Source organism: Haladaptatus sp. W1, from assembly GCF_001723155.1.
GTDB lineage: Archaea > Halobacteriota > Halobacteria > Halobacteriales > Haladaptataceae > Haladaptatus > Haladaptatus paucihalophilus.
Window position 1 is genome coordinate 1 of the sequence record NZ_MEIH01000149.1, and the last position, 6,928, is coordinate 6,928.

General features: G+C 61.3%; 9 protein-coding genes. 7 read left to right on the forward strand and 2 right to left on the reverse strand.

The annotated features are described in order from the left end of the window. The 5 genes from BG842_RS08230 to BG842_RS08250 all read left to right on the forward strand — a co-directional run. Positions 1-870: amidohydrolase family protein (locus BG842_RS08230; RefSeq protein WP_394327464.1), on the forward strand; the 870-nt coding region annotated here is incomplete at its 5' end. A gap of 70 nt (positions 871-940) precedes the next feature. After that, entirely contained in the window at positions 941-1,156 is a 216-nt protein-coding gene (locus BG842_RS08235) for a DUF4177 domain-containing protein (protein ID WP_007978981.1), read from the forward strand. Continuing rightward, complete coding sequence (locus tag BG842_RS08240; protein WP_069450404.1) at positions 1,149-2,177, forward strand: hypothetical protein; 1,029 nt, start codon at positions 1,149-1,151, stop codon at positions 2,175-2,177. The genes BG842_RS08235 and BG842_RS08240 overlap by 8 nt, the downstream gene beginning before the upstream one ends. After that, the gene (locus BG842_RS08245; protein ID WP_069450399.1) at positions 2,174-2,599 is read left to right on the forward strand and encodes a hypothetical protein; all 426 of its coding nucleotides are present in this window, start codon (positions 2,174-2,176) and stop codon (positions 2,597-2,599) included. Before BG842_RS08240 ends, BG842_RS08245 begins: the two co-directional genes overlap by 4 nt. A gap of 55 nt (positions 2,600-2,654) precedes the next feature. After that, a complete protein-coding gene (locus tag BG842_RS08250; protein ID WP_069450400.1) occupies positions 2,655-4,016 on the forward strand; it encodes a dihydrolipoyl dehydrogenase in 1,362 nt (453 codons plus the stop codon). A 156-nt stretch (positions 4,017-4,172) separates the two neighbouring features. On the opposite strand, the gene BG842_RS08255 is transcribed toward BG842_RS08250, so the two are convergent. Next, positions 4,173-4,457, reverse strand: coding sequence for a hypothetical protein (locus BG842_RS08255; protein ID WP_007978974.1), 285 nt, complete (start codon positions 4,455-4,457; stop codon positions 4,173-4,175). A 108-nt stretch (positions 4,458-4,565) separates the two neighbouring features. After that, complete coding sequence (locus tag BG842_RS08260; RefSeq protein WP_069450401.1) at positions 4,566-5,234, reverse strand: hypothetical protein; 669 nt, start codon at positions 5,232-5,234, stop codon at positions 4,566-4,568. Positions 5,235-5,629: 395 nt separating this feature from the next. On the opposite strand from BG842_RS08260, the gene BG842_RS08265 reads away from it, so the two are divergent. Both BG842_RS08265 and BG842_RS27345 read left to right on the forward strand, forming a co-directional pair. Further along, a complete protein-coding gene (locus BG842_RS08265; protein WP_069450402.1) occupies positions 5,630-6,346 on the forward strand; it encodes a TetR/AcrR family transcriptional regulator in 717 nt (238 codons plus the stop codon). A gap of 140 nt (positions 6,347-6,486) precedes the next feature. Then, on the forward strand, positions 6,487-6,928 hold a 442-nt coding region (locus BG842_RS27345; RefSeq protein ID WP_303645359.1), incomplete at its 3' end, for a PEP/pyruvate-binding domain-containing protein.

The following is a 6,928-nucleotide window of genomic DNA, read 5'->3' on the forward strand; positions in this document are numbered from 1 at the left end:
CTCGACGTACTCGAAACGGAGGACGAACCGCGGATTATCGACACGCACGCCCACCAGCCGACGAAGGAGTTCTTGGAGGACGCGGGCGGGCAGATGATGGAGGACGCCGCGGACAAGTTCGGCGCGAAGATGGAGACGGACACCTACGATTCGCTCGTCGAGGAGTACCACGAGGCCGGAATCGGTCGGACGATTCTGCTCGGCTGGGACGCCGAGACCAACACCGGAAACCCGCCGGTGCCGAACGATTACGTCGCTGAAGTCCGCGACGAGTACGACGACTTCTTCATCGGCTTCGGCAGCGTCGACCCCCTGAAGGACGACTGCGTGGAGGAAGCCGAACGCGTCGTCAACGACCTCGACCTCTCCGGGTTCAAATTCCAACAGATAGCTCAGGGCTTCGACCCGAGCGCTCCCGAACACGAGGAACTGTTCTCGACCATCGAGGACCTCGGCGTTCCCGTCGTCTTCCACGGCGGGAACTCGACACTCGGCGCGGGTGCACCAGGCGGTAGGGGCCTCAAAATCAAGTACGGAAACCCGATGCTCATCGACGACGTGGCCGCCGAGCACCCGGATCTCCAGATTCTGCTCGCACATCCCGCGTTCCCGTGGGAACAGGAGCAACTCGCCATCTGCCAGCAGAAGGGCAACGTCTACATGGACCTCTCCGGGTGGCTTCCGAAGTACATCGACGACCAAGTGCTCCACTACGCGAAGACGCTCCTGCGGGACAAAGTGATGTTCGGGACGGACTACCCGATGATTCGCCCCGGACAGTGGTTGGACCAGTTCGAGGACCTCGACTTCCCCGAGGAGGTCCAGCGGAAGATACTCTGGGAGAACGCGGAGGAGTTCCTCGACCTGTAGTCTCGCGGACCGCTACGCGACAGTTCGGGGCCACAATTCTATTCCTTCCCTCCCCCGAAGAAAACCATCCATGGCGAAACGAGCGACCGAGCGGTGGGAATACCACACCATCAGGCCGCCGCGGGGAAGCACGAAAAAGGAATCCATCGACCCCGAAAACGACCTGAACGACCTCGGCGAAGACGGCTGGGAGTTGGTGACGACCATCGAATACGTCGGCGGCGGGACGAAGTATCTCGTCTTCAAGCGACCGGCATGGAGGGATGACGACGACGAGAATGAGTGAGCGAGACGACAACGGCGACCAGATCAGCACCGCCAACACGATGCGCGAGCGGGCGGGCGAGAGCAGAGCAAAGCTTTGGGTCGTTCTCGGCGCGAGACGACTGTTCGTAACGGGTGCGATAGTCCTGCTCTTTTTCGTCGCGTTCGTCATCGCCGGGACGTTCCTCTACCCGCCCCTGCGGTCCGAGATAGCGAAATCGGACACCATCGAGACGATGTTCTCGACCATGCTCGGCGCGAACATCACCGCGACGACGCTCGTCGTCACCATCACGCAGTTGGTTATCTCACAGGAGAACGGTCCGCTCGGCGACCAGCGCGGACGGATGAGCGACGCGATGGACTTCCGGAATTTCGTCGGCGAGATGCTGGGCCACACCACGCCGTCCGACCCGTCGAAGTTCCTGAGCGAGATAATCGACACGACCGAGGAACGAGCGAACGAACTTCGGAACTCCGTCGAACGGGACGGAAACGAGGAACTGCGCGGCGAACTCGACGAGTTCATCGACAGCCTCACCGGGAACGCGGATACCGTCAAAGAACAACTCGACGGTGCGACGTTCGGCACGTTCGACGTGCTGTTCGCGGCGCTCAACTTCAACTACTCGTGGAAAATATTCCACGTCGAACGGATGCGAGACGAGTATCGGGACGACCTCACGGACGACCAGTATCGACTCTTCGAGCGGTTGAAGACCTCGCTGTCCATGTTCGGCCCCGCACGCGAACACATCAAGACGCTCTACTTCCAGTGGGCGCTCATCGACCTCTCGCAGATGATACTGTACGCCGCGATTCCCGCGCTGTTCGTGGCGGGTGCGATGCTCGCGTTCGTCGGCAGCGGGACGTTCACGGGAACGACGTTCGGATTTTCGGACATCCTGCTGGTCGTCGGCGCGGCGTTCAGCGTCACGCTGGTTCCGTTCATGCTCCTCGTCTCGTACATCCTCCGTATCGCCACGGTCGCCAAACGAACCCTCGCCATCGGACCGCTCATCCTGCGGGATTCACAGCGATGACGGGGAACGACGACGCGAACGAAGTGGAGAACCGACGCTCACGTCGAGCGTTCCTCGGTGCGGCGGCCGCCGCGGGAATCGTCGGAACGAGTGGATGCCTGACTCTCAGCCCGACGGTCCGCGTAACGGGTATCGAGGATTCGACCGTGTTCAAAGCGGTCTCCGTCAGCGAACCGTGGGCCAGCGGTCGCGTGAACGCGAAAGTGAGCTTCACGCCGTCAGCGACGACGGAGTACGGCGTTCGGACCCTCGTGGTCGTCAGTTCGAGCGGAAGCGAGTTCGACACGGCGGGCGTCTACAGCGGCCAAACGTCGAAGAGCGTCTTCCTGCCCGTCGGGAAATCCACGCTCACCGCCGTCGATTTCGACGGGAAGACGGTCGATTCGGTGTCCGTGACGGTCAGCGGCGACCGACTCCTCTAAGGAACGCCTCGGGGATTCTTGACCCTCCTCGTCGTACGGAGTTCGGGTGAACGGAATGGAGGAGTTCGATGTCGTCGTTATCGGTGGGGGAACCGGAAACAAAGTGGTGCTCGCGGCCGCGAACCGCGGATTGGACGTGGCGCTCGTCGAACGGGGGCCTATCGGCGGAACGTGCGTCAACCGCGGCTGTAACCCGTCGAAGACGCTGATACACCGGGCGGACGTGGCGGAAACCGTCGGGCGAGCGGGCGAGTTCGGCATCGACGCCGACCTTGAACGGATCGATTTTCCCCGCATCGTCCACGAGGTAACCCGAGCGGTGGACGGCAAATCGCGGAGGATGGAGCGAACCGACGAGGAGCGCGAGAACGTCACGCTGTTCCGCGACGACGCGCGGTTCGTCGGCGAGCGAACCCTCAACGTCGGCGACGAGCGCATCCGTGGCGAAAAAGTCGTCGTGGCCGCCGGAGCGCGCCCGTCGATTCCGCCCATCGACGGCATCGAGGACGTGGACTATCTCACGAGCGCCGACGCGCTCCGACTCGACAGCCAACCCGACCGACTGGTCATCGTCGGGGGCGGCTACATCGCCGCGGAACTCGGCTACTTCTACGAGGCGCTGGGGACGGCCGTCACCATCATCGGTCGGAGCGACGTGCTCGTCCCGAACGAGGACCGCGACGTCGCGGAGACGTTCACCGAAATCGCCCGTCGTCGCCACACGGTTCACGCGGGCTACGAGGCGACCGCGGTCTCCCAAGCGAATGGACGCGTGACCGTCACGGCGACCGCGGAGGACGGCGAACCGGTCGCGGTCACGGCCGACAAGATGCTGGTTGCGACCGGACGACGGCCGAACACGGACCGTCTCGACCCGGAACGAGCGGGTATCGAACTCGACGACCGCGGCTACGTCGAGACGAACGAGTTTCTGGAGACGAGCGCGGAACACGTCTGGGCGCAGGGTGACGTCATCGGGACCTACGAGTTCAAACACGCCGCCGACCACGAGACGAAGTACGTCGTGAAAAACGCCCTCGACGGAGAGCGAGAGGCGGTCGAGTATACGAGCATGGGCCACGCGATTTTCACGTCACCGCAGATTGCCGGAACGGGAAAAACGGAACAAGAGTTGGCGGATGCTGGGCGGGAGTACGCCGTCGGTCGATGTGACTACCGGGAGACGGTGATGGGTAACGCGCTCAAGGACCGGGACGGCTTCGTCAAGGTGCTCGCCGACCCTGACGGGGCCGTTCTCGGTTGTCACATCATCGGTACCGACGCCTCGACGCTGATTCACGAGGTCCTTCTCGCGCTGGCGAGCGGGTCCGGGACCGTCGGCGACGTGACCGAGACGATTCACATCCACCCGTCGCTGAGCAAGGTCGTGTTGAAAGCGTTCGAGGACGTGGAGTAGGTGCGCGTTCCTCGTGGATGTCGGTGGAGAATCATTCGAATTCGAGACGCCAGAATCGATAGTGTCCGAAAGGAGTCATTCGTCGTATTGGGGCGGTTGACCTACCGGTTCGTTTCGAATGATATCTTCAGCGACCCGTCCACGTGGACGGGTCGCTTACGACGTATCCCCCGCGACTTTCCGCACGCGCTCGCCGGACTCCGCCATCCGCGGTTGCGGCGTGGGTTCCGTACCTCGCTCCTCTTCGCCGAACCGTATCGACGTGCGGTGGCCGTCGGATCGCTGCGCTCGTTCCTCGATGGTTATCCCGTCGAGAACGCGGTCGCCGATAGTCTTCGGGAGGGTGGACGCTTCGTACGCGTCGTCTATCGTCGGAGCATCGAGGGTGCGGCGGACGGTGCTCCCATCTCTGAACGTGTAGGTGACCAACCAGGGGGACATGTGGATTCACAAATAGTTTCCATCACATCTGGTGAAAGCTTTGTGGTGTCCGACAGTGCGATGAACTGAAAATCGTCGAACAGTACTAATACGGGAATAAAAGTCGATTCACCGCGACCGTCCGGGGGAGAGCCGCCGCAACCGAACGTGGGATTTCAGGCGGCGATGGCGGCGATACTGGATCAGGACGCCCGACCCGACGAGAAGGAGCCAGAACACCTCGTTCGTCCCGAGCATCGCCCACACGTCTGCCTGAAACACCGGGAGGACGTTCCCCCACTGGCGCGCGAGTTGTTGGAGGATGGTTGCCCCGAGGAGGCTCGTCACGACGGTCAGGAACGGCAGGTAGAACCGCCAGACGAGAATCCCCGTGACGCCGCCGACGAGAAGCGACCCGACGAGCGGGTCTGCGGCCCCGTCGAGCATCGGGAGGGCAATCGTTTCGACTCCACCCGACCCGAACGACGCGTACGCCGCCGAGGCGGCGGCGAGGGCGCTCCCCCCGACGATGGCGAACCGTTGGGCGGAGTGGGCCACCCGACTCCCGATGAGGCCGCCGAGGAGGGCACCGACCAGCGACACAAGCAACAGGTTCGGCGACCCGATGCCGAATGCGGGGGCGAGGGTTCGAGCGGCGAAACTGCCGAATAGGGCACCGCCGAGACCGCCGACGAGCGAGGTGAGTTGCGTCACGAAGGAGTAGCCGAAGTAGGTGAACGCGAACCCGACCCCGACTGCTAGCGCCACGACGGTAGCGGTAAAGAAATCTGGGACCATCAGTTTTCGTATTTCGTATCGTGGGCCTCCATTCCGTTAAATCACTCGGTGGAAATTCGTCGGCGGCGTCGCTCGTCGGCTATTCGTCAGTCAGTGCCGTCAGTCGAACCGCTATCGACCGATGACGACGACGGATGGCGTCTGCTCCGAAAATCCCTGACGCTGAATCGTTCGTGGACACCTCCTGTGGGAACGGATGCCGGAATTGCTAAACAGGATTTCTCCACGCGGACTTTCATCCTCGCTCCCGGCCAGCGCTATGAGATGCATTCTATCACCGGTCTCCGAGACGGGAACGACTCGTTATGAACGTTTGAACGAAATACTCAAATATTCAGATAGCACATATTCAGTCGTCACGAACCAGGTCGTCCCATCGAAGCCCACCACAAACTATGCCTTCATTTTCAGCGGAAAAACGAGAACGAGTCCGAGAATCGCTCCGTGATACCGGTCGAGAGTTGTTCACACGACAGGGAATACGCAAGACGACGATAGCGGAACTCACTGAACCGGCGGACATCGGCACCGGTACCTTCTACCAGTATTTCGACTCCAAAGAAGCGCTCTACATCGATATCTTAGAGCAAGAGAGCAAAGAAGTAATTCCCCGATTGTTGGGGAAATCGTTTCGGACACACGACGACCCGGAGACTGCAATCGCAGCACTACTCGAACAGTCTCTCAGCGAGATGGAGTCCAATCCGATATTCCGCCGAGTCCTCATCGAAGAACAGGAACTGACCCGTGTAGGCGAACGGATTTCGGACGAAGAAGTATCCGAGAAACGAGAGAGAGCGATCGACTTCTTCCTTCCTCACATCGAGAGATGGTACAACGAAGGGAAAGTTATCGGACCGGACCCGGAAACGATCGCCCATACGATCAGGGCTGTCGTTCGGCTGGCCCAACAGAGAGAACGAATCGGGGAAGAACGATATCCCGCGGTTCGAGAGACACTCATTGCGGCCGTCGCGGCCGGACTGACGCGAGAACAGGACTCCGTGGGGGACCCTCCGACACGAAAGCAGGACTCCGTGGAGGATTCCATGAGTGAACTCGGCGGAGAACGTGTTGACGACCCGGCTGTCGTCTTCGTTGAACGATTCTGAAGCGACTGACCGTGAGCTCGTCGGCGGGAAAGGAGCGAACCTCGCTCGGCTAGCGACGTCGGGGTTTCCGATTCCGGATGGATTCTGTGTAACAAACCGTCGCATATCAACAGCTCATCGATACACCGACGAGAGCGGCGATTGCTTCGCTCTCCGAATTCGAGCCGACGAATTCAGAAGCGATTGCAGACGCCGGTGCGACCTTGCGGAGGCAGATACGGGCGTTGGAGTTCCCGGACGAAGTTCGGAACTCCATCAGGAGAATGCTCACGACGGACGAAACGTCCTCGACGTACGCGGTACGGTCGAGTGCGACCGCTGAAGATCTCCCCGAGGCCTCGTTCGCCGGGCAACAGGAGACGTTCCTAAACGTACGGGGAGAAGATGCGGTCATCGACCGCGTCCGTGCCTGTATGGCGAGTCTATTCACTGACCGAGCAATCGCGTATCGAGCGGAGAACGGAATCTCGCACGAGGACGTATCGCTCGCCGTCGTCGTCCAGCAGATGGTTTCTCCGGACGTCTCGGGAGTGCTGTTTACAGCTGACCCGATAACGGGGAACCGTCACATTTCGTCCGTCG

Coding starts and splice junctions, on each gene's coding strand:
- BG842_RS08235 (WP_007978981.1), top strand. CDS start 941: ATGGCGAAACGAGCGACCGAGCGGTGGGAATACCACACCATCAGGCCG.
- BG842_RS08240 (WP_069450404.1), top strand. CDS start 1,149: ATGAGTGAGCGAGACGACAACGGCGACCAGATCAGCACCGCCAACACG.
- BG842_RS08245 (WP_069450399.1), top strand. CDS start 2,174: ATGACGGGGAACGACGACGCGAACGAAGTGGAGAACCGACGCTCACGT.
- BG842_RS08250 (WP_069450400.1), top strand. CDS start 2,655: ATGGAGGAGTTCGATGTCGTCGTTATCGGTGGGGGAACCGGAAACAAA.
- BG842_RS08255 (WP_007978974.1), bottom strand. CDS start 4,457: ATGTCCCCCTGGTTGGTCACCTACACGTTCAGAGATGGGAGCACCGTC.
- BG842_RS08260 (WP_069450401.1), bottom strand. CDS start 5,234: ATGGTCCCAGATTTCTTTACCGCTACCGTCGTGGCGCTAGCAGTCGGG.
- BG842_RS08265 (WP_069450402.1), top strand. CDS start 5,630: ATGCCTTCATTTTCAGCGGAAAAACGAGAACGAGTCCGAGAATCGCTC.